The sequence below is a fragment of the Chelatococcus asaccharovorans genome, assembly GCF_003201475.1.
Taxonomy (GTDB): Bacteria; Pseudomonadota; Alphaproteobacteria; order Rhizobiales; family Beijerinckiaceae; genus Chelatococcus; species Chelatococcus asaccharovorans.
Genome location: NZ_QJJK01000008.1, coordinates 331,278 through 357,746, shown reverse-complemented (window position 1 = coordinate 357,746; position 26,469 = coordinate 331,278). Strand labels below are relative to the sequence as shown.

The window sequence follows — 26,469 nt, the reverse complement described above, 5'->3', positions numbered from 1 at the left end:
TGCGATGCAGACGAATTTCAGGCCCGAGCAGTTGATCGATCCGCAGATGCGGGAGTCGGAATCGATTTTGCGGACCTGTGTGCATTGCGGTTTCTGCACGGCAACCTGCCCCACCTATCTTCTTCTGGGTGATGAACTCGACAGTCCGCGCGGGCGCATCTATCTCGTCAAGGATATGCTTGAATCGGGCAAGCCGGCGACGCCGGAAGTGGTCACCCACATCGACCGTTGCCTGTCCTGCCTCTCCTGCATGACGACCTGCCCCTCGGGCGTGAACTACATGCATCTCGTCGACCATGCCCGCGCGCATATCGAGGAGACCTACCAGCGTCCGTGGCACGACCGGCTGCTCCGCAGCGTGCTCGCGCAGGTTCTGCCTTATCCCGGCCGTTTCCGGCTGGCCTTGGCGGCGGCGCGCCTGGGCAAGCCCTTCGCCGGCATTCTGGGCAGGCTGCCGCAGGTCGGAACGCGCCTCGCGGCGATGCTCGCGCTCGCCCCCAGCCAACTGCCGCCGCGTCCGGCGGATACCGGAGCGCGCACCATACCGGCCGTCGGGCCGCGCCGCGGGCGGGTCGCCCTGCTGACGGGCTGCGCCCAGCCGGTGCTCAACCCGGATATCAACGCGGCAACGATCCGCTTGCTGACGCGTAACGGTATCGAGGTGGTCCTCGCAGCCGGCGAGGGCTGTTGCGGGGCGCTTGTGCATCACATGGGGCGCGATGAAGCGAGCCATGCCTTCGCCAAGCGCAACATCGACGCCTGGACCCGCGAGATCGACGGGCAGGGGCTCGATGCCATCGTCATCACGGCCTCCGGCTGTGGCACGACGATCAAGGACTACGGCTTCATGTTTCGCGAGGATGCGGCCTACAAGGACAAGGCAGCGCGCGTTGCAGGCCTCGCGAAGGACATCACCGAATATCTCTCGACCCTCGGTCTCGGTCGGGCCAGTGCAGGTGAAGGCTATGTCGTGGCCTATCACTCGGCCTGCTCGATGCAACACGGCCAGCAGATCAAAGACGCGCCCAAGACCTTGCTGAAGCGGGCCGGGTTTACGGTCAAGGACGTGCCGGAAGGGCACATCTGCTGTGGGTCGGCGGGAACCTACAATCTTCTGCAGCCCGAACTCTCAGGGCAGCTGCGCAGCCGCAAGACGGCCAATATCGCCCGCACAGGAGCGACCATCGTCGCGACGGGCAACATCGGCTGCCTCGAGCAGCTTCGTAAGGGTTTCGCGGAACGCAACTCTGATATGATTTTACTGCATACCGTCGAGCTTCTTGATTGGGCCGATGGTGGCCCGATACCTGCTGCGCTCGCGCACCGCGCCGTCGCCTGATCGCGTCCTCCCCAGCGAAAAAAACGTCGGAATCATACGGAATTACCCTGTCGAGCTGATCGACGGGTGATGCATCACGTCGCGTCGAATCGCGCCACAATTTTGCAAGCTTGGCAGTAATCACGATTACGTGATTGGCTGTTTTTTTGCGTTTGCGAAGGCCATTTTCCACCTTGCCAAAGCCGGTCGTTCAGAAAACCTTTTCAGAAGGCCTTGTCATTTCGACAAAAATAGAGCGTTAATTATTTATTAACCATATTCTCAAGAGGCGGGCTATGACCACCACCAACACCCTGAAAGAATTTGTCGCTGCCAATGCTGGGCAGCTCGCGAATGTCGACTACGCCAAGATGCGCGGTGTCGCGAAGGCGGTTTACGATGATCCGTCTCTGCTCGACGCCTTCGCGCGGGATCCCGAAGCAACGGCGCGCGCCATCAATGGTTTTGAAGTGCCGGAAGGCTTCCACCTCCACATCGCTGACGCGCAGAACAACTTCATCCCGCCGGAAGAAGACGGAATCTTCGGCGCTGAAGGCATCGACACGTGGGGTCGTATCGAGACGCGCGCTGGCTACAAGACGGTCAGCCTGGTCATGTGCGCGGCTCCGGCTGAGCACTGATCGCAGTTTGCCGCGCGCCATCGACCGGGGGGTATGAGAGGCGCCTGCGCAGAACTGATTTGAGTGAAGTGCCTGCGTGCGGGCGCAAATAAATGACTATGTTGACTGTTGTGACGCGGACGGAGCAACCTCGTGTTCTTCCGTTCGCGTCATTTTTTTATCGACGCCGCCCCGAGCAGAGCTGGCCCGCACGGGCGGAATTCGTGAGCTGTGTGATGGCGGGCGCGTCTGGGACTGGCTGCCCTGAAGAGGGCGGGCTTGAGGTCCCTCGCCGCGAGGGTCGTTCCTGACTGAGCCGCGGGCCTATTCAGAGGGCTGTCGATCGCCATGCGGCCGCAATGGGTCGCCACAGTTTAACCAGCGGATTGACACTCTGTCGCGCTTCGGTGCTCGTGCATTGACCGAAGCGGCCACCGGGTCGCGTGATGACGAAGCGTGAAAACAAAGGTTTAGAGCGCTCCCCGTGCGCCCGGGGCCACCGGCAAAGCTTTAGAGTTCTTTAGCCAAGTACACGTTGCCCCAAAGCTGCCCGCGCACGAAAATCGGCGCGGCCATCAGTATGGTTGGCACGATCCGCCCATCGCTCATGTGTCGTTGGAACAGTGTTGCTGCATAGGGATTGCGGTTGCGCACGGCCACCAGCATCTTCGACCGTTCCATGATGCGCTTGTTGCGCGAATTAAGGTCATTCCACTGATGTTGCCCTGGCCGCTGGGGCAGCGAATACTGCGGATGGTGGACCGGGATGTATGAATTGCGGTCGCAGGCCAGCATGAAGAGGCTGGATGGGCATTTGTCCTTCCAGCGGTCGTAGATGGGCGGCAGGACTTCTTCGTAGAACGGGGTCGCCTTGGTCTCGTACTGGATGGGATCGGTGCCCGGAATACGCTGATAATCGAAGGTGATCAGATCGGTGAGCCCGATTTCTCCAGAATTGACGCCGTCCTCGAAGGCGTCGCTGATCTCCTTCGCGACGCCCTGGATGATCTTGATAATGGGCTGGTTGACGTGGTGAACCTCCGCGATGGCCGCCTCGATCCGCTTTGAGGTCTCGGGGCGAAGGTTCTCGAAGCGCACATGCACGCCGTCGTCGCTCAGCGCGACGATGGTGACATTGACCGTGCCGATCTTCTCGGCCTCGAGCCGCCCGGTCATGCCGACCGCGAATAACGTGACGTCCGCCGCCAAGAGGCAGCCGCCTTTCGACAGGTCGATGATCTGCAGCGGGACCGAGATCTCATCGAGGGAGAGGACAGCCTCCAGGAGAATGGGGACACGCTCGTAGCGGCGGCGGTTGCCGACGACGGTATCGCGCAAGGCGGCCATGGAGCGCTGGGTGAGCCAGTGCAGCGAGCGCTCCATATTGCCGGTGGCGCTGCCGGCGCTGCGGCTGGCGGCGCGTGCCGCCTCGGTCATTTCCTGCATGGCCTTGGCGCTGCCGGATACCGACCCCACGAAGGACAGGCTTTGGGTGGCCCGGTCGGCGACATCCCGGGTGCCGGCAATCTGCGCCGAGACGGCGTCGCGTACCGAGCCGAGCACCGGGTCGATACGCCGAATGAGTGTCGCGATGCGATCGACGGCTTCGTGGCTTTCGCTCGCAAAGGTCTGCAACATCTCGATTTGCGCGGAGATGTCACCGGTTGCGTCCTGGACCTCATTGGCGAGCAGCTTCACCTCGGTGGCGACGACGGCAAATCCACGGCCGGCAGGGCCCGCGCGCGCCGCTTCGATGCTCGCATTGAGGGCGAGCAGGTTTGTCTGGCGCGCCACTGTGCCGATGACCGCGACGACACTGGCGATACGCTCCACGGCCGAGCCCAGCCGCTCCATCCGGCTGGTCACATCGCTCGCCAGGGCATGGGCTTCCCGGATGAAGTCGTCTGTACCGGCGATATCGCGCTCGATGGACTGGCTGGCCTGGTCAAGCTTTTCAGTCGTGCGCACCAGGCCCGTTGTCAGGTCATGGGCGGTCGCAGACAGCGATGACAGCGCAGAGCTCGCATCGCGGATCTGGTCGACCAGGGTTACACTTTCATCGACCTTGGATTGCACCTGCTCGGCCGAATAGCCGATGATGCGCATCGTAAGCAGCGTGTCGTCTTCGAGCTGACGCAGCATCGCGTCGATGCCGGCCGACGGCGCGGGCGCTTGCGCCGCCTCCTGCGCGGCGGGCACAGGAACGTTTATATCCGCATCCTGGCGGCGAGGTCGAAACAGGCTGACGATCGACACGCATCCCCACCAAAAACAGCATTCCTTCAAACGAAGGCCCGCTTGCACACTTTTACTTATGCATACCTAGTAAACGGTTAAAGGGGGCCGAGCCAAGGTGTTTATCTTAACACGCGCCATCGCCTTGGGCAGGCCTCCCAGGCGGAGGCATTGCGTCGGATTTTTTCCATATTTGCATAAATGATGGTTCGTTCCGTATCTTTTTTTCATAAGCGGATTGGCCGACACTCCCCGGCAGTCAAGGGAGAATGCGCATGTCCAATCATGAAGCGCCTGCCGGTGTCGTCGTTACCGGTGCTGCGGTCACAGGCCGCGATGAGATACTCACTCCAGCCGCCTTGGGTTTCCTGGCCGATCTGCATCGCCGCTTTGATGCAACGCGTCGCCGCCTCCTCGCGCTGCGCGCGGAACGGCAGAAGTCCTTTGATGCCGGGCAGACGCCCGACTTCCTGCCCGAGACCAGGCACATCCGCGAGGGTGACTGGAAGGTCGCGCCCATCCCGCGCGACCTCCTCGATCGCCGGGTCGAGATCACCGGTCCTGTCGATCGCAAGATGATCATCAACGCGCTCAACTGCGGGGCGAAGATGTTCATGGCGGATTTCGAGGATGCATCCTCGCCGACCTGGGCCAATATGGTCGAGGGCCAGGTCAATCTGCGGGACCGCTGGCAGGGCCGCATCGATTTCACCGATTCGACCTCCGGCAAGGCGTACAAGCTCACGGACAAGCCGGCGACGCTGATCGTCCGTCCGCGCGGCTGGCATCTCCTGGAGGAGCATGTGACGGTCGACGGCGCGCCGATATCCGGCTCGCTGTTCGATTTCGGCCTCTATGTCTTCCACAATGCCAAAGACATCATTGCGCAGGGCGCGACACCGGCTTTCTATCTCCCGAAGATGGAGAGCCATATGGAGGCGCGGCTATGGAACGATGTCTTCACCCATGCGGAAGAGGTGCTGGGCGTCACCAAGGGCACGTTCAAGGCGACGGTGCTGATCGAGACGCTGCCGGCGGCCTTCGAGATGGACGAGATCATCTACGAGCTGCGCGACCATATGGCCGGCCTCAACTGCGGCCGCTGGGACTACATCTTTTCCTTCATCAAGCGTCTGGGCAAGAACCCCCACTTCCTCACGCCGGATCGCAGCGCGATGGTGATGGGCAAGGCCTTCCTGAGCGCCTATTCGCTGCTCCTGATCAAGACCTGCCACCGCCGCGGCGCCTTCGCCATGGGCGGCATGGCGGCGCAGATCCCGGTGAAGAACAATCCGGCCGCCAACGAGGCCGCCTTCGCCAAGGTGCGCGCCGACAAGGAGCGCGAGGCCGGCAACGGTCACGACGGCACATGGGTGGCGCATCCGGACCTCGTGCCGGTGGCGATGGAGGTGTTCGATCGCCTGATGCCCGGGCCGAACCAGCTCGACAAGCTGCGTGAGGACGTCACCATCACGCGTGATAACATGCTCGAGGTGCACGAAGGCGTGCGCACCGAGGCGGGCCTGCGCGAGAACATCCGTGTCGGCGTGCAGTACATCGAGGCGTGGTTGCGCGGCCGTGGCGCGGTGCCGCTCTACAACCTCATGGAAGACGCGGCGACCGCCGAGATCAGCCGCGCGCAGATCTGGCAGTGGCTCTTCCACGGCGCCAAGCTCGACGACGGGCGCGCGGTGACGCCGGAACTGTTCAAGGCCGCCCTCGACGACGAAATGGCGGCCTTGCGCAAGACCCTTGGTCCCGACGTCTATGACAAGGGGCGGTTCCCGGAGGCCATCAAGCTGTTCGCCGACATGTCGCTCGCCAAGGACTTCGAGGAGTTCCTGACGCTGCCGGCCTATAAGCTGATTGCTTGAGATCGGCCAGGCGGGATTGCCTGTCCTGGTGTCATCGGGGGCCGCGCGCGGCGTGGCGCCCGGGAGCCGTGAACACGGCCGATGCCAAAAATCCGCGTCGTGTTCATGGATCCCCTTCCCGGACTGCTACGCAGTCCGCCGGGGATGACAATGAGTCTCCGGCACCGATGCAGTGTGTCATCCCTGGCGTCGCGTAGCGACGGGAAGGGGATCCAGAGCCGCCCACGAACGCGCCTGTCCGATCGGTTGATCTCACCCTCGCCCGCCCTTCGCCCCTACCGCTTCTGTTTGAAGAAGCCCGTCAGCATCTCTCCCGCCTCGCTGGCCCGCAAGCCACCATACACTTCGGGGGCGTGATGGCAGGTGGGCTGGTGATAAAGCCGCGGCCCGCTCTCCACACCGCCGCCCTTGGGGTCGCTGGCGGCGAAATAGAGCCGGCGTATCCGCGCGAAGGAAATCGCCGCCGCGCACATGGGGCAGGGCTCCAGCGTCACATAGAGATCACAGCCGGTGAGGCGCTCGTCGTCCAGCGCCGTGCAAGCGGCGCGGATGGCGAGGATCTCGGCATGGGCTGTCGGGTCTTTCAGCTCCCGCGTGCGATTGCCGGCGACCGCGAGCACCTCATCGCCGCGCATCACCACGGCGCCGATCGGCACCTCGCCCCGCTCTCCGGCGGCGCGCGCCGCGTCGAAGGCGAGGGAGAGGGGATCAGGCTTCGATGGGGGCATCTCGTCATCCAAAAGGCAGTCGTTGCAAATGTTGTCGTCGTCCGAGCTTCGCGGCCGCCCGGGCTTTGCGGTCAACCAGGCTTGGCGATCATCACAGCCGCGGTCATCGCGGTTCTGTCATCGAAGCGTCAGGCCGTCTCGCCATTGCGGTGCCTATACAGGGATCGATGAAGGTGTCGAAATATTTATGCGAGACACCACTGCACCGCAGCATGGGACTCTCGCTTCCCGGGGGACACTCTGCTATCACCGCGCCATGAACGACAAGCCGGAAGACGAACGCCCGAAGGGGCGTGGCCGCCGGGACGCGCCGCGCGGCGCCGGTCCCCGCGATAACAGCAATTTCAAGCGGCCTCAGCGCGCTTCGTCCTCCCGGGACGATCGCGAAGGGCAGGCGCGTGGCGAGCGGCCGCGTACGGGCCGCTTCAAGGACAAGGATGCAGGCAAGGGGCGCGGGGAAGGCCGCTCCTTCGGGGCGAAACCCGGCTTTGGTGACAAGCCCCGTTTCGGGAACAAGCCGCGTTCTGGCGACAAGCCCGGCGGGGACAGGCCCTTCGCGGGTCGCTCGGCGCCGCGTGACGCATTCTCCGGCGAAGCGCGCCGTGAGCGTCCTGCCGGTGACGATCGCCGTCCGGCGCGTGGTCCGCGCAGCGCGGGTGACGCACGCTTCGGCGACAAGCCCCGCTTCGGCGATAAGCCCCGCTTTGGCGATAAGCCCCGCTTTGGCGAGAAGCCCCGCTTCGGTGACAAGCCGCGTTTCGGCGAGCGGCCCCGTGGTGGGGCCAACCGGCCAGATTTCAAGACGCGCAAGCCCGCACCGGGCCCGGCGGTAGCAAACGCGATTGACGAGGCCCAGGCCGACGGGCGCGAGCGCATTGCCAAGGTCATGGCCCGCGCGGGCGTCGCCTCGCGACGCGACGCGGAGGTGATGATCGAGGAGGGCCGCGTCGCTGTTAACGGCGAAGTGCTGACCACGCCGGCAACGCTGGTCGGGCCGGAGGACGTCATTCTCGTCGACGGCGTGCCGATGCCGTCGCGGGATCGCACGCGCCTGTGGTTCTTCCACAAGCCGCGGGGGCTCGTCACCACGGCCAAGGACCCGGAGGGCCGCCCGACGGTGTTCGAGGCCCTGCCGCCGGACATGCCGCGTGTGGTGACCGTGGGGCGCCTCGACATCAACACCGAAGGCCTTCTGCTCCTCACCAATGATGGCGGTCTCGCCAAGGTTCTGGCCCATCCGACCACCGGCTGGCTCAGGCGCTACCGCGTGCGCGCCTATGGCGAGATCGACCAGGCCAAGCTCGATACGCTGGCCGAGGGCGTGACCGTCGACGGCATGCATTACGGGCCGATCGAGGCAAAGCTCGAGCGTGCCCAGGGTGACAATGTCTGGCTGATGCTCGGCTTGCGCGAGGGCAAGAACCGCGAGGTCAAGCGCGTGCTGGAGCATCTCGGGCTGCGCGTGAACCGCCTCATCCGCGTGTCCTTCGGCCCGTTCCAGCTCGGCGATCTCGGCGAGGGGGCGGTCGAGGAACTCCGCACCGCGGTGCTGCGCGACCAGTTGGGGCCGACGCTCGCCGCCGAGGCGGGCGTCGACTTTCAAGGGGTGGTCGTGTCCGCGGCCGCCCGCGGCCGGGCCACAGGCGCTGAACGCGAGGATCATGCCGAGAAGCGTCCCGAGCGTGGCGGTGACGCCTTCGAGGAACGGGTCGGCGGCAAGGGGCGCGGCCGCGACGATGTTGGCCGGCCCTCGCGCAGCATCTGGCGCGACGAGGAGACTGAAGCTGCGCGCCCGCAGGGCAAGCGCCTGCCGCGGCGTGGCGCCGATCCGCAAGCGGCTCGCCAGGAAAGCGCGGCCAGGGAGCATCGCCGGGCGAGCCCGGTGAGTGATCCGAAGGGGCGGCGCGTGCTCGTGGAGCGGATCGTCTCGGAGCCTGCGGAGGCAAAGCCTGCAAGGCGCGGCCCCAGGCCGTTCCGCCGGGATGACGCCGAGGCAAGATCCTTCGCGGACAAGACCAGATCCTTCGGGGACAAACCCGCCGGGGGCAAGCGCTTCGGCGATAAGCCCGCAGGCGGCAGATCGTTCGGAGACAGGCCTTTCGGAGCAAAGTCCTTCGGCGACAGGGCCCGCGACGGCGACGGCGGCAAGTCTCCCGGGGTAAAGTCTCCCGGGGCAAAGTCTCTCGGGGTAAAGTCTCCCGGGGCAAAGTCTTTTGGAGGCAAGCCGGCTGGCAAATCCTTCGGGGGCAAATCCTTCGGAAGCAAGTCCTTTGGCGGCAAACCTTCTGGCGGCAAACCTTCCGGCGGCAAGCCCTCCGGCGGTGGAAAGTTCGGCGGCCGGCCGGGCGGTGGCAAGCCCCGCCGCCCCTGAACGCCGGACGCGGCTTAGGACGCTGCTTAGGAGGCGGCGGCTTGGGAGGCGGAAGAGCCGGCCTGCCGGCATTGATCGGCCGGCAGGATCGTGCCCGCTGTCGCGGGCGTCGGCTGCTCAGAAGCGGTAGGTCACGCCGGTGCCGATCAGCCACGGATCGAGCTTGACCTTGCCGGTGACCACGCCGGTGCCGGGAATATTGGCCTTCACCTTCGGCTCGAGGAACAGCTTCTTGACGTCGAAGTTGATACCCCAGTGCTGGTCGATCATGATGTCGACGCCGGCCTGCAGCGCGAGGCCGAACTGGTTCTCGATGTCGAAGCCGCTGAACACTCCGCGCGACTTCTGGCCGTAGAAGATCGTGTAGTTGATGCCGGCACCGACATACGGCTTGATCGTTTCAGTCAGGTCGAAATGGTACTGCGCCGTCAGAGTCGGCGGCAGCAGCCAGGCTTTGCCGATGGTGCCGAGGCTCGCGATGGAACCGGCCGCCTTGACGGTGTGCGGCGTCGTTCCGAGGATGAGTTCGACAGCGAAGTTCTTGGTGAAGAAGTAGGTGATGTCCAGCTCGGGCACGACGGAGTTGGAGACATCGACCTTCTCACCGGACAGAGGCGCGCCGTTCAGCTTGAGCGAGGCATTGCCCTGCGGTATCACAGCCAGTCCGCGCAAGCGTATCATCCACGGGCTCGGTTCCGCAACGAAGGCAGGCGTAGCCGGCGCTGTCCTCGCCGATGGCAGGTCTGCGGCATGCGCTGTGGTTGCGGTGGCGAGAAGGCCCAATGCGATGGCGGCGGTGATAGAGCAGCGTAACATAATACCCTCGTTCGATTTCGGCACGTCATGCCCATCGGGACCAGCCCTTGGAGACGCGCAGTCGACTGTCGCAGCCGTGGTCGTGTGGACATTTGACAGGGATCAAGCGCGCGCGACGGCGATCGCGACGGCGAGGCGATGTCGCTTTCGGGCCACAGGTGGAACTGCCGCCGGCGCGGCCGGGGGAGGCGCGTGATGCGGATCGTGGGCGGTCAGTACAAGGGACGCAGCCTGGCTGCCCCGAAATCGCATGCCATCCGCCCGACTTCGGACCGGTTGCGCGAATCGATCTTCAACGTCCTTGCCCACGCCTATGATGACGCCGTTGCTGGCGCGCGCGTGCTGGATCTCTTCGCCGGCACCGGCGCGATGGGGCTGGAGGCGCTGTCACGCGGCGCGAGCCTCGCCATCCTGGTCGACGACGGCACCGAGGCGCGCGGCCTGATGCGCGCCAATGTCGAATCGCTCGGCGTCGCCGGTACCACCAAGATCCTGCGCCGCGATGCGACCCGGCTCGGCGCCGTCAAGCCGCTCGAACCTTCGACGCTCGTCTTCTGCGATCCTCCCTACGGCAAGGGACTGGCCGAACGCGCGTTGACCTCGGCCGCCGCGGGGGGCTGGATCGCGCCGGAAGCGCTGGTCGTCGTGGAGGAGGCGGCTGGCGCAGGTTTCGCCCTGCCGGACGGCTTCGAGCTGCTCGATCGGCGGGACTATGGCGAATCGCAGGTGATGTTCGCGCGCTTCGCCTGAGGCCGATCCGTCTGTAGCGGCTCGGCTCAGCACAGTCAGCGCCGGCCGAACAGGCGCTCGATATCGGTGAGCTTGAGCGCGACATAGGTCGGCCGGCCGTGGTTGCACTGGCCGGACAACGGCGTCACCTCCATCTCGCGCAGCAGCGCATTCATCTCCTCGGGCTTCAGGCGTCGGCCGGAGCGCACGGAGCCATGGCAGGCCATCGTGGCCAGCACGTGGTCCAGCCGTTCCTCCAGGGCGCGCGCGTCGCCCCATTCGGTGAGGGCATCGGCGACATCCATCACGAGGCGGCGGATGTCGCCACCGGCGAGCGCCGCCGGCACCTCGCGCACGGCCACCGCATCCGGCCCGAAGCCCTCCAGGACGAGGCCGAGCGAAGCCAGCGTCTCGGCCTGCGCATCAAGCCGCTCGACCGCGCCTGAATCGAGCTCGACAACCTCCGGGATCAGCAGAAGCTGGCGCGCAATGCCGCTGGCGGCCCGTTCGTGTTTCATCCGCTCATAGACAAGGCGCTCGTGGGCGGCATGCTGGTCGACGATCACGAGGCCCTCGCGCGTTTGCGCGATGATGTAGTTCTCGTGGATCTGGGCGCGTGCGGCGCCGAGCGGCTGGTCGAGATCCGCCTCGAGGGGAGGCGCAGCATCGGCGCTGGCGTCCGCCGACAAGGGTGGCGGCGCCAGATTCGTCGGCTCGCCGAAGCCTGTGAGCGGCGCCTGCCATCCCGTCAAGCTCGGGCGCGGGGTGAAATCACGTGAGAACGTGGCGCGTTGCGGCACCTGCGCAAGCTGTCGTGCAGCGGCACCCGGCGGCAGGGCGGCGGGGCGCAAGGCCGCGAGCGTCCGGTCTCCGCCGGTCGAGGTTGCGCGATGACCGGCCCTTGCGAGCGCTTCGCGCAGGGCGCCGACGATCAGCCCGCGCACGAGGCCGGGGTCGCGGAAGCGCACCTCCGTCTTGGCGGGGTGCACGTTCACGTCCACCAGCCGGGGATCGCAGGTGACGACGAGGCCAATGGCGGGATGCCTGTCGGCGGGCAGCACATCCCTGTAGCCGGCCCGCACCGCGCCGAAAATCAGCTTGTCCCGCACCGGCCGGCCGTTGACGATGGCGTGGATGTGGGCGGCGGTGCCGCGGTGGAAGGTCGGCAGGACGGCGTAACCGCCGAGCGTCACGCCCTCGCGGGTTGCATCGATCGGGATGGCGTTAGCGTGGAACTCCGGCCCGAGCAGCCGGCTGAGACGCCGCAGCAGCGCCTCGTCATCCTCGCCTTCCGCCGGCAGATCGACCGTGGTGAGATGCTCGCCCGCCACCGTGAAGCGCACGTGGGGATGCGCCATGGCGAGCCGCTTGACGGCCTCGACCACGGCTTGCGCCTCGGCGCGGTCGGTCTTGAGGAACTTGAGCCGGGCGGGGGTGGCGGAAAAAAGGTCGGTGACCTCGATCCGCGTGCCGGGATTGGCGGCCGTCGGCCGGACCTCGCCTTTCTGTCCGCCGTCGACGACGATCTGCCAGCCGTTCGCCGCATCGCGTCGGCGTGTGGTGATCGTGAGGCGCGCGATGGCCCCGATCGACGGCAGGGCCTCGCCGCGGAAGCCGAGCGAATGGATGGAGAACAGGTCGGAGGTCGGCAATTTGGAGGTGGCGTGCCGCTCGACGGCGAGCGCCAGATCCTCCGCTGACATGCCCATGCCATTGTCCGTGACGCGGATGAGGCGGCGACCGCCCCCCTCGATGACGACCTCGATCGCGGTCGCGCCGGCATCGAGGGCATTCTCCACGAGCTCCTTGACGGCCGAGGCCGGCCGCTCGACCACTTCGCCCGCGGCGATCTGGTCGATGAGCACGGGTTCCAGGCGCCGGACAAGCCCGGCCGGCTGTTCGTCAAGGGGAAGCGGACGCATCACCAACGCAGTTTAGACGATTCGCTCTGCAGCTTCCGTGTCATTCCCGGCGGCGCGTAGCGCCGGGAAGGGAATCCACAACCTGTCGCGCTGAACTTCTGGATTCCCTTACCGTCCGGCTTCGCCGGCCATAGCGCAAGGGCCGATCGCTGGCATTCCCACTCCACCCAACACGGCCGTTGCCGTGTTGGGCTCTTTACGAATGCGAAGTTGGCCACAGCCAACCTGGCCGGGGAGAGGTGGGAGGCCTCAGCCCTTGCCTTCGGTCAGGTATTTTTTCGCCAGGATCTTGGCTTCCTCGACCGCCGGCTGGTCGAACGGATCGAGGCCGAGCGCATAGCCGGTGAGGATCGTCTCCAGCATGAAATGCATCAGAAGCTGACCCATCGCCGTTTCGTCGAGCTTCGGCACATGGATGCGCCGCACCGGGCAGCCGTTCTTGGCGAAGGTGTCGATCATGGCGAGGCCCTGGGCGGCCACGAAATCGCCGATGTGCTTGTGCGCAAAGCCCGGCTCGCCCGCGCGCTTCGACAGGGCCTCGTCCATCACCGAGCCCTTGCCGGCGACGTCCGTGGTGATCACCGTGAACAGCTTGTCCTTCGGGCCGGCGAGATAGAGCTGCTGCTGGCTGTGCTGATCCACCGGGCCGAGCGCGCCCACGGGCTGGGTGCCCTTGCCGTCCTTGCCGAGGCTCTCGGCCCAGAGCTGCACCCACCATTTCATGAAGCGCTCAAGCCTATCGGCATAGGCCATGACGACGGCGATACCCTTGCCCTCGAGGGTCGCCGCCACATTGAGCGCGGCGCCTACGGCAGCGGGGTTGTCCTTGAGTTCGGTGTCGTCGCCGAAGGGCGCCAGCGCCTTGGCCGCACCGGCACGGATTGCGGCCACATCGATGTCGAGCGCCGCGGCCGGCACCAGGCCGACATTGCTGAGGACGGAATAGCGCCCGCCGACATTCGGATCATGCGCGAGGAAGCTGACGCCTTCCGGGGCGAGCAGATCGCGCAGGGCGTTGCGCTTGCCATCCTTCTGCGGCTCGGACAGGCCGAAGATGATGTCCTTGGCGCGGTCCCTGAGGCCGGCCCGGTCGAGCGCGGTGAGGACGGCGATCACCTGCATCAGCGTCTCGCCGGTGCCGCCGGATTTCGACACCGCGAAGAAACGGGTGGTGCCGAGCGGCAGGCGTTCGAGCACGGCCGCATAGGTCAGCGGGTCGAGATTGTCGAAGAAATGGATGCGCGGTCCGTCGCCGAGGCGGCCGAGGCCGGGCACCAGATAGTCTGCGAGCTGCGCCAGCGCCTGCGCGCCGAGGCTCGATCCGCCGACGCCGAGAATGACGATATCGGTAGCGCCGTCCCGCAGCCTGCGGCCCGTGGCGCGGATGCTCTCGAGATCATCGGTGGTGGCCGGCAGGCGCAGCAAGGGGAGGGTGCCCTTGTCTTGATCCTCGCGCAGGCGCTCGACCGCCGTGCCGACCGCCGACAGGGCGGCCTCGATGGCTGTTGCCGGCAGACCGTGTCCGCCGACCTGTGAGGCCAGGGCAAGATCGATGGACTGGGTGAAACTCATGCGTCACTCCTGTCGGCCAATGAGGCTATGGATGGGAACGGCCCCAGGGAAGGGGATGTTCCACCTGTCTGATAACGACGGCTTGTTACAATCCGATGGGACGGCCTGCGACCACGACCAGTGGATCGCCGCCGCCGAACAGACGCTGCGCGGCGCGGCGGAGATCCTCCATCGAGACCGCTCCCACCAGCGCGTTGCGGCGGTCGATATAATCGATGCCGAGGCCGTCGATCGCGATATGCACGAGCTGGCGGGCGATCTTGGTGGACGTGTCGAAATGCAGGGCATAGGAGCCGATGAGGAACTGTTTCGCCTTGGCGAATTCCTCCTCGCTCGCGCCGTCCTTCACGAGACGCGCGATCTCACCCTTGATGACATCGAGCGCTTCGCCCGCGCGTTCGTTCTTGGTGGCCGTGCCGCCCATGAAGAGGGGGCACTGGCGCAGCGGGTGGAGCGAGGTCCAGACGCTATAGGCCAGGCCGCGCTTCTCGCGCACCTCCTGGAACAGGCGCGAGGTGAAGGTGCCGCCGCCGAGAATGTGGTTGGCGATGTAACCGGCCATGTAGTCCGGATCCTGCCGCGCCAGTCCGGGCAGGCCGAAACGCACCACCGATTGCGGCACATCGAGATCGACGATGGCGTGTTTGCCGAGATTGCCGAGGGTGAGCGGGCTGACCGGCGCGAGCCCGGCCTCTGCCGGCAGGTCGCTGAAGAGCTGGTCGAGGCGCTTGCCGAGCGTAGCGGCATCGATTGCGCCGACCACGGCGACATAGAGATTGCCGCGCGAAAAGCCGCGCCGGTGCAGCGCCGTGACATCGTCACGGCTGACGGCCCCAAGGCTCTCGATCGTCCCGCGCACCGGATGGGCATAGGGGTGCCCGGCGCAAGCCTCGGTGAAGAAGGCGCGGTTCGCGAGGCTGTCAGGATCCTTGGCTTCGTGGCGCAGGCCCGCCAGGATCTGCTCGCGCACCCGCTCCACCGCATCCGGGTCGAAACGCGGCCGGGTGAGGGCGAGCCGGAACAGGTCGAAGGCTTCGTCGGCGTGGCGCGTCAGGGTCTTCAGTGCGCCATGCCAACTGTCGCGATCGGCGTTGAAATGGAGTTCGATGGCGCGGTCGGCGAGCCTTTCCTGGAACTGGTCGCCGGTCAAGTCGCCGGCGCCCTCGTCGAGCAGGCCGGCCATCAGGGCGGCGGTACCGGCCTTGCCGTCCGCATCCTGCGCCGCGCCCCCGAGAAAGGCGACCTCCATGGCGATGAGCGGAATGGCATGTTCCTCGACGAGCCATGCCTCGATGCCGCCCGGTGAGACGACCCGTTGCACGGCGCGCGAGGCGGCGGAGGATTCACGAACGGTCATCATGCATCTCGATTCTGGCAAACATCTTGGTTCTGGCACGCATCTTGATTCTGGCATGCATCTCGATTGTGGATGGTGTCAGGCGCTGCGTGGCTCAAGATAGCCGGTGACGGCATGTCCCTTACGGACAAAGCGCTCGCCGACCTCGCGAATTTCGTCGGCGGTCACCGCCTCGATGCGCTGCGTCCATAGCTTCACGTCCTCGACACTCTCGCCGATGGCGAGCGACGAGCCGTAAAGCCGTGCCAAATGCGCCTGGCTGTCCTGGGCATAGACCATTTCGGCAACGAAGCGGGTCTTGGCCCGCTCCAGTTCCTCGTTCGATACGCCGCGTTCGAGGAAGGCCGCCACGGCCGCATTGATCGCGGCCTCCAGCGCTTCCAGCGTCACGCCGGGGCGTGGCGCAGCGTGGATGATGAACTGGCCGGCATCGAGCAGCGAGCCGTAATAATAGCCACCGGCCGAGACGGCGATTTCCTGCTCGAGCACCAGGCTGCGATAGAGCACGGAAGTCTGGCCGCCGCCGAGAATTTCCGCCAGAAGCTCGAGCGCGTAGCTTTCGTGCCCTGCCTGCGTGCGCGACGAGGGCACGAGAAAGCTCTGCTGCAGATAGGGCTGCTCGACCTTCTCGTCGGTCACGGTGACACGCCGCGAGGCATTGAGAACGGGCTCGCGCGGGCGGCGCCGTTCGGGAGGCGCGCCACGGGCCGGCACCCGGCCGTAGGTCTCCTCGGCCAGTGCGCGCACTTCATCGGCCTCGACATCGCCGGCCACCACGAGGATGGCATTCTCAGGCGTGTAGAAGCGCTTGTAATAGGCGAGCGCGTCATCGCGCGTGAGCCCTTCGATCTCGTGCATCCAGCCGATGATCGGCGTGCCGTAGGGATGGTGCACGAACAGCGAGGCCGACAGCGCCTCGGCGAGCTGGGCGCCGGGATCGGTCTCGACGCGCATGCGCCGTTCCTCCAGCACCACGTCGCGCTCCGGGCCGACGACATCCTCGTCGAAGGCGAGGCCGTTCATGCGGTCAGCCTCGAAGCGCATCATCGTGCCGAGATGCTCCTTCGCCACACGCTGAAAATAGGCGGTGTAATCGTAGGACGTGAAGGCATTCTCCTGCCCGCCGAGGCTCGCCACCACCTGCGAGAACTCGCCGGCGGGATGGGTCGCCGTGCCTTTGAACATCAGATGCTCAAGAAAATGGGCGATCCCGGATTTCAGCGGCGGATCATCGGCAGAACCGTTGCGATACCAGACCATGTGGGTCGCCACCGGCACGCGCCGGTCGGGAATGACAACGATTTGAAGCCCATTGGGAAGGGTGAAGGACGACACCTGCGGACCGCCACCCGTAGCCGAAGGCGAATGAGCGGGATTAAGGCCGGCGAGCGGTGTGGAGGGCATCAGCAGCTCTTCAGGATCGGGGCGTGAACCGCGCTACCGTAGCGCGACCGCGAATGAGGATACAACACAGGATCGTGCGGTCGCCCGGTAGCCACGATCCTACGCGAAACAACGCTCCCCCTGGAGGAAGGAGCGTTGTCGAAAGCTAAGCTTCGCTCACGGCAATTTCAATCAAGCGCGGGTGCGACCCGCGACTTTCAACCCGCACGGTTAGCGGCTGCCCGCCTGCTGGCGAATGAACTCACGCTCGATATCGCCCGGTGATTCGCGCTGGATCGGAGTGCCTTTGCCATCGCCAAGCGGCGCATTCGGCGAAGGCATGCGGTAGCCCTTCGGGGGCTCGGAGAGCGAGCCGCGGCCCGGCTCCTTGCCATAGGCGAGGTTGGATTTCTGCTCCATCGGGTGCCCGTTGTTACGGAGCACGTCGGGATTGACCAGGAGCTCTTCGCGACAGTTGTCGCCCATGCAGCTTCTGGCGCGCTCGCCCTGGGCGTAGCCGCTCGAACCGGCGCGGCGCCCAGCCCGGATCTGGTCCACGCCAAGGGCGCGACCGTCATAGCTGTCATTGCGGACGGGTACCGGCTGGCGGGCCTCGCGCTGGGCGGCGCGCTCCCGCGCAGCATCGGGATCATTCGGCCAGTTGCCGTCCCGCGACTTGGCGGCAGCGGCTGAACGCGGTGGCGGCAGGTTGCCGGCGCCCGGCGGGATCACCAGCGGCGCGCGTTCGCGATATTCGATCGGGGGGGTGTCGTCATCGATGATGCCGAGCTTGCCCAGCATGTCCTTCATAAAGACGCCCGATGTGTCCTGTGCCGCAGCAGGCGCCGTGCCGGCCACGAGACCGAGCATCAGGGTGGCGACTGGCAGTCCCCAGGTCCTTACGTCGAGACGCTTCATGATGTCAGTCCTACTCTCATGTCGGCAGCGCTTGATCAGTGTTGTTGACATGATGCGGCAAGAGTGAGGCGCCGCCTCGTCAAATCGCAACAAACACCGTGATCGGGCCACATCTCCCTGGAAAAAGCCCGTCGGGACGGCGACAGGCAGCTCGCTGCCCCCTTCATATCAGCGGAACTCCTGATCGAGAAGCCCGCATGAGGATGCGGCCATCAACAGCCGGTGTCCAGCCCGAAGTCCGGTTCCGGCGCTAAGGCCGCTGCCGGCAAATCACGAGCTCTTCGCGCGCCGGTGTTCGAGGAACAGTGCATCATAAAGGATGCCGATGACGCCGGCGACGATGGCCGCATCGGCGATGTTGAACACATACCAGCTGTATCCGAAGGCATGGAGATGCGCGAAATCGAGCACCGCCCCATAGGCCGCGCGGTCGACCGCGTTGCCAAGCGCCCCGCCGATGATGAGGCCGATGGCCACCGCCATCAGCCGGGAGTTCACGCGCGACAGCCAGATGCCGAGGCCGACGGCCGCCGCCAGTGACAGGATCACGAGCACCCACGGGCCGACCGGACCCTCCTGCTGGAACAGGCCGTAGGAGACGCCCCTGTTCCACACCAGCATCAGGTCGAAGAAGGGCGTCACCGCGATCGGCGGGCGGGCACCGATATCGACCACGTAATAAAGCCAGAGCTTCGTCGCCTGATCGACGACGAAGGTCAGGATGGAAAGGACTGCGCCCAGGCGGGCCGGCGACAGGCTCATGCGTGCTTGTGGGCTGCGTCCCACACACGCAGAGCCTCGGCGTCGCGGGGTGTCACGTCCGGATAGTCCGGATCGCTGCCGACCCCCGGCGAGATCTTCCATGAGCGGGCGCATTTGCGGCCCGCCGCAAGCCCCGGAACGACGACGACGCTCGCGACGTCATCAAGGCGGAAGCCGTCCGCCGGACCGACGCCGGCAATCACCTGGATCGCCGAGGTGATCGCGATTTCGGCAAGATCGATGCCCTTGAGAGCCGCCATCAGCTCTGCATCCTCGATGAAGACGATGGGAGCGGCATCGAGGCTCGAACCGATACGCTTCTGCGCGCGCTCGACTTCGAGTGCCCCGGTGATCACGCGGCGGACGCGGCGGATCTTGTCCCACTTGGCCTTCAGGCCGTTGTCGCGCCAATCCGGCGGGATCTGCGGGAAGAGTTCGAGGTGAACCGAGCCCTCGTCCGACGGGAACCGCGCCAGCCATGCCTCTTCGGTCGTGAAAACCAGGATCGGCGCGAGCCAGGTGGTGACGCAGCGGAAGACCTGGTCGATCACCGTGAGCGCGCTGCGCCGGGTCAGGCTATGGGCCGGATCGCAGTACAGCGCGTCCTTGCGAACATCGAAATAGAACGCGGACAGGTCGGACGTCATGAAGACCGACAGGGCCGCGACCACGCGCTTGTAGTCGAAGGCGGCGTAAGCCTTGCGCACTTCTTCGTCGAGTTCCGTGAGCCGGTGCAGGATGAACTGCTCCAGTTCCGGCATCTCGCTCGCCTGGACGATGTCATGACCCCTGAAGTGGTGCAGCGTGCCGAGCATCCAGCGGATGGTATTGCGCAGCTTGCGGTAGTGGTCGACGACGCTTTTGATGATCTCGGGGCCGATGCGCTGATCGTCGGAATAGTCCACCGAGGCCGTCCACAGGCGCAGGATATCGGCGCCGGCCGTGCGGATGACATCCTGCGGCGCGACCGTGTTGCCGAGCGACTTCGACATCTTGCGGCCATGCTCGTCGAGCGTGAAGCCGTGGGTCAGCACGATGTCAAACGGGGCGCGGCCGCGCGTGCCGCAACTCTCCAGCAGCGAGGAGTGGAACCAGCCGCGATGCTGGTCGGAGCCTTCGAGATACATGACCGTGTCATGCCCGCCGTCCACGGCGCGGCGCGCCTTCAGCTCAGGCCGCACCTCCAGCGTGAAGGCATGGGTCGAGCCCGATTCGAACCACACGTCGAGGATGTCGTTGACCGGCGTCCAGTCCGCGGGGTTGTCGACGAGACCGTCGAGGAACCGGCGCGGATCGGCGGCGAACCAGGCGTCGGCGCCTTCGGCCACGAAGGCCGCTCCGACGCGGTCCGCCAGCTCCTTGTTGGCCTTGAAGCCAGGGCCCGGCGCAAGGTCGATGACATTGCCGGCCGCGTCTTCGCGCATGAAGATGGCGATCGGCACGCCCCAGGCGCGCTGACGGGAAATCACCCAGTCCGGCCTGTTCTGGATCATGCCGGTGATGCGGTTCTCGCCCGTCTCGGGCACCCATTCGGTCGCCGCGATCGCCGTCAGCGCCCGGTGCCGCAAGGTATCACCCGGACCGGCGATGTCCTTGTCCATCGCGATGAACCATTGCGGCGTATTGCGGAAGATGAGCGGCGCCTTGGATCGCCAGGAATGCGGATACTGATGCTTCAGGCGCCCCCGCGCGATCAGGGCGTTGGCCGCGGCGAGCGCGTCGATCACGCGCTTGTTGGCATCGCCCTCCTTGCCCTTGTCGTCGAGCACGCGGGCGCCGGCAAACAGCGGCACATGGTCGTAATAGGCGCCGTCCGGCCCCACCGTATGCGGGACGATCGGCGTGCCGGCGCGCTCGAAGATCGCCCGGTTGTTGATGAAGGTGATGTAGTCGTCGGCGCCATGCCCGGGCGCGGTATGCACGAAGCCCGTGCCGGCGTCGTCCGTGACATAGTCGGCGGCAACGACCGGCACGTCGAAATCATAGCCCTGGCCGCGCAGCGGATGGGCTGCGTGCATGCCGGCAAGCACCGCGGCGGGGATTTCGCGCCGGCGCTCGTAAGCCTCGACCTTCGCGGCCCGGAAGATCTCCGCGGCCAGCTTGTCGGCGAGGATATAGCGGTCGCCGGCCTTGGCCCAGTTGCCGTCGGGCGCTGCTGTGACCTCGTAGAGCCCATAGGTGATGCTCTTCGAGAAGGCGATGGCGCGGTTGGCGGGGATGGTCCAGGGGGTCGTCGTCCAGATGACCACCGCGGCGCCGACAAGCGCGGCGTCGGTGCTGGTGATCACGGGGAATTTCACAAAGATCGTCTGGGACGTGTGTTCCTGGTACTCGACTTCCGCCTCGGCAAGGGCGGTGCGCTCGACGATCGACCACATCACAGGCTTGGATCCGCGGTAGAGCTGGCCGCTCTCCGCGAATTTCATGACCTCGCGGGCAATTTGCGCCTCGGCGTCGAAGGTCATGGTGGCATAGGGATGGCCCCAGTCGCCCTCCACGCCGAGCCGCTTGAACTCCTCGCGCTGGACATCGAGCCAATGCTGGGCAAAGGCCCGGCATTCGCGGCGGAATTCGATGATCGGCACGTCATCCTTGTCACGCCCCTTGGCGCGGTACTGCTCCTCGACCTTCCACTCGATCGGCAGGCCGTGGCAGTCCCAGCCCGGGACGTAGTTGGCGTCATGGTCCAGCATCTGCTGGGAGCGCGTGACGAGATCCTTCAGGATCTTGTTCAGCGCATGGCCGATGTGGATGTTGCCGTTCGCGTAAGGCGGGCCGTCGTGCAGAACGAAGCGTTTGCGGTCTCGTCCGACCGCCCGCAGCTTCTTGTAGAGGCCAATGCGATTCCAGCGTTCAAGCAGATCGGGCTCGCGCTGCGGCAGTCCCGCGCGCATCGGAAAATCCGTCTGGGGCAGGAAAAGTGTCTCGGAATAGTCCCGCTGTGCGGAAGAGGAGGCGGTGTCAGCGGGGGAAACGGGAGAATCGGTCATGAGCCTGGCCGGTTGAGGAAGCGCCATGGGCGCCGAGCATGGAAGTGGCGAATGGGCTTTTTCAGCCCACGATAACCCGGACCTTCGCGAGGCGCGGCCCGGGAGATGGATGCTCCAGAAGCCGTGCGCTCAGGCGAAAGCCGGGCTGTTAATTCGCCTCGTGTCTACAAACCTGTCCATGCAAGGTCTTCTAGCAGTAGCCTTCGCTGGAATAAAGACCGGATGGATAGCCAATCCAACGGCTGCGCTTTGGTCATTGGTCCATTGCGCGAGGCGGGCGGGAGGGGAGGGATCCCCCGCCTCAAGCGCTCTGCGAGGGGGCCAGAAGCCGCTCGCAATGCGCCCGGAAGCTCTCGAGGTCCGCGTGAAGCTTGGCGACGCCGCGGGCGAGGTCATCGCGGGTGCGCGAGGTGTCCTCCGCTGTCCGCTCGACCAGGGCGAGGGTGTCGCTGCGTTCGCCGGCTCCGGCCGCAGCCGTCTCGATGGAACGGGCGATTTCCTGGGTTGCCGCGCTCTGCTGGCCGACCGCGTCGGCGATGATCATGGTCATCCGGTCGATCGACGCGATGGTGCCTGTGATCGATCCGATGGCGGCGACAGCCTGGGCTGTGGCTGATTGCATCGAATTGATCTGGCCGCGGATATCCTCGGTCGCGCGTGCCGTCTGGCTCGCAAGCGCCTTCACCTCCTGCGCGACGATCGCAAAGCCGCGCCCCGCCTCACCGGCGCGTGCGGCCTCGATCGTCGCATTAAGCGCCAACAGATTGGTCTGCTCGGCGATGGCCGTGATGAGCGTCACCACCTCGCCGATCTTGGCGCTGGACCGGTCGAGCGCACCGACGAGCGCGCTCGTGCCTTCGGCCTCGCGCACGGCGCGGGCGGCGATATCGGACCCCTGCGAGAGCTGGCGGCCGATCTCGTTGATGGAACTCGTGAGCTCCACGGCAGCGGCGGCAGCCGTCTGGACGCCATGGGTGGACAGATGGGCGAAGCGGACGCTTTCGCGAATGCGTGCGATGGTCGTTTCGCAGATATTGCTCGTTTCTTTCGAGGACATGTCGATGGAGCGAGCCGTCTCGGCGACAGAACTGGCCAAGCGCGTCAGGCGCTCCACGCCCCGTGGATCAAGGCTGATGCGGTTCTCGCGAACCGCTGCGGTCTGCGCCTCCGTGAACTTCGCGACGGCGGCCTTCGCGGAGAGCAAGTCCTGACGCACGCGCTCCAGCGCCTGCGCGAGCCGTATCGCTTCACCGTCGCGCGTGGCCTCCGGGACCGGGCTCGTCAGGTCGCCGTCACCGAGCGCGATGAGGCGGTCATCAAGTGCACTGCGGGAAGGCCCGGGCATGAGGAGCGGAATGAGCGCGAGCACGGCCGCCACCGGGAGTATAGCAACCAGGGATTCAACGGACATCTCGCCTTGGAGCCGCCGGGCGACGGCCATCACAGCCGCGAAAGCGACAAAGAAGATGCCAAAACGGACAATGAGCTCGCCGGGCGTGGCCTTCACAATTTTGGTCAGGGGCATTGGCAAAGCGACCGTCCGTTACAAGGATGGTCCATATTACCGAACATGATTAAAAAAATATGGAGAATACCACCTGAAATTGCAGCAAGCCTTATGGGCTGGCCGCTTCTTTGTCTCGCCGTCCCCGGCTCTCGCGGTCCTGGTCTCGCCGCGGCGAACCCTGAGCTTTCCAATAGCTGTCAGGCGGAATAGGGCGACGGAACGGCCAGACGTTCGGTTGGATCAGGAGCGGCCAGCGAAGCGATCAGAGACATGATCGATCCGTCCCTTTGGGCACCGTCCGCCTCAACGATCCGGAGACGGGCCGCCTCGGCATCGCGGTGCATCTGGGCGACGAGCGCATCCACATCGTCGAAGCGTTCCTCGCTGCGCAGCCACGCCACGAATTCGACATCGATCACCGCATCATAAAGATTGCCGGTGAAGGAGAACAGATGAACCTCGAGCAGGGGAGGGCCGTTGTCAAAGGTCGGCCGACGGCCGAAACTGGCGACGCCATCGAATACTGTGTCGTCGTGGCGCACACGCACGGCATAGATGCCGTAGCGGAGGCCGAAGTCTTTCCACAAATGGACATTTGCGGTGGGGAAGCCCAGAAGCCGGCCGCGCTTGTCGCCGTGGATCACCGTGCCGCTGACCAGCCAGCGGTAGCCGAGCATCTTGTTGGCCGAACCGACGTCGCCGCGTGCCAGAGCCTCACGGATGGCGGTGGAGGACACCCGCATGTTGTTTTCCTCGCCGTCACCGACCGCCGAGACCATGATAACCGGGATGCCGTGGTGGGCCGCGCGCTTGCTCAGATAGTCCGGGGACCCCTCCCGGCCTTTGCCGAAATGGAAATCACCACCGATGACGATGCCGGCCGCACCGATCTCGCTGATCAGGAGCCTGTCGACGAAATCCTCCGCGGTGGTCGCCGCGAGCTTGTGGTCGAAAGGAAGGACGATCGCGCCGGACAGGCCGAAATAGGCCAAGAGCCTCTTCTTGAGCGGCAGGGGCGTCAGCGCGAACATCGGGCGTTGCGGCGCGAAGAACAGACTGGGATGCGGGTCGAAGGTCAATGCGCTGGCCGGGCGGCCGCGATCCTTCGCCAGTTCGACGGCCGTGCGGATGACCGCCTGGTGGCCGCGGTGGATCCCGTCGAAATTGCCGATGGCCAGTATCGGGCTGGCGAGGCCTGCCGGCAGCGTGCTCGATCGCGTCATCAGGAAGGGGGTATCGTGTGTCATGGTGTGGTTGCGGTCAATTATGGACATGGAAAGCCTGCCAGCCGCGGAACCCTGCCCCTATGCCCATGCCGCGGTCAAGCGGCAGGTCGCCGCAAGAGATTTGGCGTCAGGACGACATTTGGCGTTGGGAAGACATTTGGTTGCGCGAAGGAGCCTGGCTTCGGGCTCTTGTGGATGCGCTCACGGTCTGGGCGCGGCAAGGGCCTCGGACGCGAGGCGTTCGCGGTGTGTGGGTACGGTAAAGATTTGGTTGCGTCTCACGGCCATTTCTCTATTAACCCCGACGGGGGCTGTGATCTGATCAATGCGCTGGCGCGGGCAAGAAGAATTGCATTTCTTGCTCGGTCCCCGGTTCGGTTTGAACCGATCCATACCGCATGACGAATTCATTTGGAGTTGGCCGTGATGCTTGATTTTGCAATGCCGATTCTCATCGTCGATGATTTCCAGACGATGGTCCGCATTGTCCGGAATCTCCTTGAGCAGATTGGCTTTCACGATATTGATGAAGCGCCAGACGGCGAGAGCGCCCTCGCCAAGCTCAAGCTGAAGCAGTACGGGCTGGTGATCTCCGACTGGAACATGGAACCGATGAGTGGCTTCGAGCTGGTCCAGCTCGTGCGCGCCAATCCGGCATTCAACACCATGCGCTTCATCATGGTCACGGCCGAATCCAAGACGGAAAGCGTTATCGCGGCGAAGCGCGCCGGGGTCGACAACTATATCGTCAAACCTTTTAACGCGCAGATTTTGAAGGCCAAGATCGAAGCAACTTGCGGTAATGGCTGAGTAGCTGGGTTTGGGAAGCAGTTCCGCCTGTCATCGACGTCCGCCGTAGAATTTCGCTTTTTCTACCTGTAGATGACTTGAGGCCATGTTGGGGCCGGAGAGCCCGCGTCAGTCATGACGACCGCCGGCCCCGGAGCTTACATGGCTTGTGATGGCTCGGCTGGAACAGCCGGCGTCGCATAGGCGCTCCACCGGTCGGCCGTCCCTTGCGATGGCGGGGCTGGCGATGGCGGGGCTGGCCGGTGACGACGTCGGCCGCTGCAAGGCACCGGATCCGATGCAGTTGTCCCGGCACAATTCGCGGGCCGGCGAGGCCTTGTGACCGTGAGGCTTTGAGACCTTCGGCCCGCGTCGCGACCTACCAGCGTAGCATGTCGATCATCATCGCCGGATGGTGGCTTTGATCCAGGATCCAGCGGCCGAGCGCGGTGGTGTCGAGCGCCCCGGCCGCGTCGGCGAACTCGCGCGCATGGATGCCGCGGCTGACGAACAGCGCGTCGATATCCATTGTGGCAGCACCTGCGACGTCCGTGCGGATCGCATCGCCGACGGCGAGGACGCGATTGGCCGCCACCGGGGCCTCGCGGACTGTGGAGGCGAGCGCGAAGGCGGCCTCGTAGATCGGGCGATGGGGCTTGCCCGCATAGGTGACGGAGCCGCCAAGCGCTTCATAGAGCGCGGCCAGCGCACCGGCGCAGTAGATGAGGTGATGGCCACGCTCGACCACAAGGTCCGGATTGGCGCAGATCATCGCCAGGCCACGGGCCTGCATGGCCTCGAGCCGGTCGCGGTAATCCTCGGGCGTCTCGTGGTTGTCGTCGAACAGGCCGGTGCACACGGCATACTCCGCCTCTTCGATCGCGACGAGGCGCGCGTCGAGGTTCTCGAACAGCGGCAGGTCTCTCTCCGGCCCGAGATGAAACAGAGGCGCATTGCCGTGCTTGGCGATCTTGCGTCGCGCGACGTCACCCGAGGTGATGATGTCGTCATAGGCATCCCGGCGGACGCCGAGTGTGTCCAGGAGCGGCAGCACATCCTGCCCCGGGCGCGGCGCGTTGGAGATGAGGACGACCGTGCCACCCTTGGCCCGAAAACGGTTCAGGGCGTCGCCCGTTGCGGCGAAAGCGCGCACGCCATCATGCAGGACCCCCCAGATATCACACAGGATAACGTCGTAGCGATCCGCGACCGACGACAAGCCCTCGATCACAGGAATGGGCCCCACCGCGTCTGACATAATCTCTCCTTACGCACCGGCACTTCGGTATAAAATTTCATGACAAAGCGACTGGAGGCCGGTGTGGCTTTCGTCGCATCAGCATACTGTCGGA

The 26,469-nt window shown here is 65.4% G+C and carries 19 protein-coding genes; 6 read left to right on the top strand and 13 right to left on the bottom strand.

The window, feature by feature from the left end; translation table 11 throughout:
• Positions 1 to 4 precede the first annotated feature (4 nt).
• Both glcF and C7450_RS20515 read left to right on the top strand, forming a co-directional pair.
• A complete protein-coding gene (gene glcF / locus C7450_RS20520) occupies positions 5 to 1,339 on the top strand; it encodes a glycolate oxidase subunit GlcF (protein WP_110376296.1) in 1,335 nt (444 codons plus the stop codon).
• A gap of 275 nt (positions 1,340 to 1,614) precedes the next feature.
• The gene (locus C7450_RS20515) at positions 1,615 to 1,959 is read left to right on the top strand and encodes a hypothetical protein (RefSeq protein ID WP_110376295.1); all 345 of its coding nucleotides are present in this window, start codon (positions 1,615 to 1,617) and stop codon (positions 1,957 to 1,959) included.
• 489 nt (positions 1,960 to 2,448) lie between these two features.
• Here C7450_RS20515 and C7450_RS20510 read toward each other — a convergent pair whose 3' ends face one another.
• Entirely contained in the window at positions 2,449 to 4,194 is a 1,746-nt protein-coding gene (locus tag C7450_RS20510) for a methyl-accepting chemotaxis protein (RefSeq protein ID WP_110376294.1), read from the bottom strand.
• Positions 4,195 to 4,448: 254 nt separating this feature from the next.
• Here C7450_RS20510 and aceB point away from each other — a divergent pair, with 254 nt between their 5' ends.
• Positions 4,449 to 6,047 carry a malate synthase A gene (gene aceB / locus C7450_RS20505; protein WP_110376293.1) on the top strand — a complete coding sequence of 533 codons (1,599 nt, stop codon included), beginning with the start codon at positions 4,449 to 4,451 and terminating at the stop codon, positions 6,045 to 6,047.
• Between the two features lie 275 nt (positions 6,048 to 6,322).
• Here the strand turns inward: aceB and C7450_RS20500 are convergent, their stop codons facing one another.
• Positions 6,323 to 6,775, bottom strand: a complete 453-nt coding sequence (locus C7450_RS20500) for a nucleoside deaminase (protein WP_110376292.1) — start codon at positions 6,773 to 6,775, stop codon at positions 6,323 to 6,325.
• 256 nt (positions 6,776 to 7,031) lie between these two features.
• Here C7450_RS20500 and C7450_RS20495 point away from each other — a divergent pair, with 256 nt between their 5' ends.
• A complete protein-coding gene (locus C7450_RS20495) occupies positions 7,032 to 9,146 on the top strand; it encodes a pseudouridine synthase (RefSeq protein WP_110376291.1) in 2,115 nt (704 codons plus the stop codon).
• Positions 9,147 to 9,263: 117 nt separating this feature from the next.
• On the opposite strand, the gene C7450_RS20490 is transcribed toward C7450_RS20495, so the two are convergent.
• Positions 9,264 to 9,962, bottom strand: coding sequence for an OmpW/AlkL family protein (locus C7450_RS20490; protein WP_110376290.1), 699 nt, complete (start codon positions 9,960 to 9,962; stop codon positions 9,264 to 9,266).
• Between the two features lie 195 nt (positions 9,963 to 10,157).
• Between C7450_RS20490 and rsmD the strand changes: the two genes are divergently transcribed.
• Entirely contained in the window at positions 10,158 to 10,712 is a 555-nt protein-coding gene (gene rsmD / locus C7450_RS20485) for a 16S rRNA (guanine(966)-N(2))-methyltransferase RsmD (protein ID WP_110376289.1), read from the top strand.
• 35 nt (positions 10,713 to 10,747) lie between these two features.
• Here rsmD and mutL read toward each other — a convergent pair whose 3' ends face one another.
• From mutL to C7450_RS20440, 9 genes are all read right to left on the bottom strand, one after another.
• On the bottom strand, positions 10,748 to 12,613 hold the full coding sequence (gene mutL, locus C7450_RS20480; RefSeq protein ID WP_110376288.1) for a DNA mismatch repair endonuclease MutL: 1,866 nt from the start codon (positions 12,611 to 12,613) through the stop codon (positions 10,748 to 10,750).
• Between the two features lie 249 nt (positions 12,614 to 12,862).
• Entirely contained in the window at positions 12,863 to 14,185 is a 1,323-nt protein-coding gene (locus C7450_RS20475) for a glucose-6-phosphate isomerase (protein ID WP_110376287.1), read from the bottom strand.
• Between the two features lie 85 nt (positions 14,186 to 14,270).
• A complete protein-coding gene (locus tag C7450_RS20470; protein WP_245449986.1) occupies positions 14,271 to 15,542 on the bottom strand; it encodes a M16 family metallopeptidase in 1,272 nt (423 codons plus the stop codon).
• Positions 15,543 to 15,620: 78 nt separating this feature from the next.
• The gene (locus C7450_RS20465) at positions 15,621 to 16,946 is read right to left on the bottom strand and encodes a M16 family metallopeptidase (protein ID WP_110376285.1); all 1,326 of its coding nucleotides are present in this window, start codon (positions 16,944 to 16,946) and stop codon (positions 15,621 to 15,623) included.
• Between the two features lie 210 nt (positions 16,947 to 17,156).
• Positions 17,157 to 17,843, bottom strand: a complete 687-nt coding sequence (locus C7450_RS20460) for a hypothetical protein (RefSeq protein ID WP_110376284.1) — start codon at positions 17,841 to 17,843, stop codon at positions 17,157 to 17,159.
• Between the two features lie 270 nt (positions 17,844 to 18,113).
• A complete protein-coding gene (lspA, locus tag C7450_RS20455; protein ID WP_425351250.1) occupies positions 18,114 to 18,599 on the bottom strand; it encodes a signal peptidase II in 486 nt (161 codons plus the stop codon).
• 2 nt (positions 18,600 to 18,601) lie between these two features.
• The gene (gene ileS, locus C7450_RS20450) at positions 18,602 to 21,595 is read right to left on the bottom strand and encodes an isoleucine--tRNA ligase (RefSeq protein ID WP_110376390.1); all 2,994 of its coding nucleotides are present in this window, start codon (positions 21,593 to 21,595) and stop codon (positions 18,602 to 18,604) included.
• A 301-nt stretch (positions 21,596 to 21,896) separates the two neighbouring features.
• Positions 21,897 to 23,120: a methyl-accepting chemotaxis protein gene (locus C7450_RS20445; RefSeq protein WP_110376282.1), complete on the bottom strand. Its 1,224-nt coding sequence runs from the start codon at positions 23,118 to 23,120 to the stop codon at positions 21,897 to 21,899.
• 179 nt (positions 23,121 to 23,299) lie between these two features.
• Positions 23,300 to 24,376, bottom strand: coding sequence for a bifunctional riboflavin kinase/FAD synthetase (locus C7450_RS20440; protein WP_245449984.1), 1,077 nt, complete (start codon positions 24,374 to 24,376; stop codon positions 23,300 to 23,302).
• Between the two features lie 375 nt (positions 24,377 to 24,751).
• Between C7450_RS20440 and C7450_RS20435 the strand changes: the two genes are divergently transcribed.
• The gene (locus C7450_RS20435; protein WP_110376388.1) at positions 24,752 to 25,138 is read left to right on the top strand and encodes a response regulator; all 387 of its coding nucleotides are present in this window, start codon (positions 24,752 to 24,754) and stop codon (positions 25,136 to 25,138) included.
• A gap of 358 nt (positions 25,139 to 25,496) precedes the next feature.
• Here C7450_RS20435 and C7450_RS20430 read toward each other — a convergent pair whose 3' ends face one another.
• A complete protein-coding gene (locus C7450_RS20430; protein ID WP_110376281.1) occupies positions 25,497 to 26,375 on the bottom strand; it encodes a TIGR01459 family HAD-type hydrolase in 879 nt (292 codons plus the stop codon).
• Between the last annotated feature and the right edge of the window lie 94 nt (positions 26,376 to 26,469).